Source organism: Variovorax sp. P4_D9, from assembly GCF_056401695.1.
This window is the reverse complement of the sequence record NZ_JBFUIU010001380.1, coordinates 1-1531: the sequence shown is the minus strand read 5'-3', so window position 1 is coordinate 1531 and position 1531 is coordinate 1. Positions and strand designations below refer to the sequence as shown.

The following is a 1531-nucleotide window of genomic DNA, read 5'->3' as shown; positions in this document are numbered from 1 at the left end:
CTTTCTGCCCCAGATCGAAGCGCTGTTCGTGCAGGTGTTGGTGCTGGCGCTCGAGATGAAGTGCCTGAAGCTGGGCAACATCTCGTTGGACGGCACCAAGATCGCAGCCAATGCGAGCAAGCACAAGGCGCTGTCCTGGGAGCACGCCAACAAGATCGAGGCACAGTTGCGCGAAGAAGTGCAGCAGTTGCTGAAGCTGGCCGAAGACAGCGACAGCCGTCCTGTCAATGACGGGCTGGACGTGCCGGCGGAGATCGCGCGGCGCGAGAAGCGCCTGGGCGTTCGAGACGCCCGTGGTGCCTGGATCCCGGGGACTGAAACCCACCATCGAGCGCGTACGCCGCCAGCTTCAATTCAATAACTCAATCCTGTTGCGCTTCAGACTTGAAACCGCCCTCCCTTTCAATCGACTAGGACGCTGGGAAGCGGCCGGCCCGTGATGAACAAGCATGAGGAGTCAGCCTAGCGTGCGTTGCTGTTCGTCTTCTTCGACGTTGGCGTCCGGGACAGCGCTTTCTGGTGAGTCGGACTGTGCCTCCCTTGCCGCGGCCAGGTTCTGGGCGACGAACGTTGCGAACGGCCTGCTGTCGCTCTGGCCGCTTGCCGCGTTGAGCGCCGTCATGTAACGGTCGCGGTCTTCGAGACGCAGCACCGTCCATGGGAACCCGCCAGATGCCAGCATCGCGTTCATGATGAATCGCCCAAGACGTCCGTTGCCGTCCATGTACGGGTGAATGAAGACGAACGCAAAGTGCCCCAGCACCGCGCGCACCGCGGCCGATTGCTCGTCGCGCAACAACTCGAACAGCACGGGCATCATCTCCCGCACGGCTTCACGCGGTGGTGGTACGTGCTGGGCGTTGCGAATGTAGACCTGATGGCCCCGGTAGCCGGCGAGATTGCTCGGAGAAAGGATCCCCGCTGTGACGCTCGGCGAGAACATTGCGCGGAACCAAGCGCCGTGATCACCCTTGAGGACGTCCCCGGCATTCGCGCCAGCAAAGATCTTCTGAATCGACTCCTTGACCTCGTTGTGCGCGAGCCAGTAACCGTGCGCCGCCATGGCGTCTCTCGATTTCCTGTCCTGCTCGTGGATGTCCTCGTTCCAGTCCCCGGCTGCTACGCGCCGGATCAGTTCCGGCGTAACTCGGTAGCCCTCGATGGACAGAGAGTGGTAGGCATCCGTGACATAGACATCCTCGATCGCCTTCATGAACGCGGGAACATCTTTCGGAATGCCTGGCTCTTCGCTCGGGAAAGATCTGGCCACGTCGTCGCGCATGGAGATGCTATGGATGCCTCCCTCCCGAAGGGGAATCAGAAGACTGGGGGTGGTGAGATGACGTCGAAGGCGGCGAGAGCAGTCGTTGGTCGCAGAGATCGAAGCTCGGCACGAGCGGGTGGACCCTCTGCTGGATACGGCATCAAAGTGCCCAAGGCGTGATAGACCAAGGTCTTCACAAACACCGCAGAGGGTCCGTCATGAATCGTAATACAGGCATGAATGCAGGACAAATCATCGGCACCATGA

The 1531-nt window shown here is 60.9% G+C and carries 2 protein-coding genes and 1 pseudogene; 1 reads left to right on the top strand and 2 read right to left on the bottom strand.

Features of this window, described 5'->3' with window-relative positions; all coding sequences use genetic code 11:
* Positions 1 to 277 (top strand): annotated as a pseudogene (locus tag AC1DY5_RS55160) (IS5/IS1182 family transposase); the annotation flags it as partial.
* A 180-nt stretch (positions 278 to 457) separates the two neighbouring features.
* On the opposite strand, the gene AC1DY5_RS55155 reads toward AC1DY5_RS55160, so the two are convergent.
* Together AC1DY5_RS55155 and AC1DY5_RS55150 are read right to left on the bottom strand one after the other, a co-directional pair.
* Positions 458 to 1282: a Fic family protein gene (locus tag AC1DY5_RS55155; RefSeq protein WP_478122619.1), complete on the bottom strand. Its 825-nt coding sequence runs from the start codon at positions 1280 to 1282 to the stop codon at positions 458 to 460.
* 35 nt (positions 1283 to 1317) lie between these two features.
* On the bottom strand, positions 1318 to 1531 hold a 214-nt coding region (locus AC1DY5_RS55150), incomplete at its 5' end, for a hypothetical protein (RefSeq protein ID WP_478119555.1).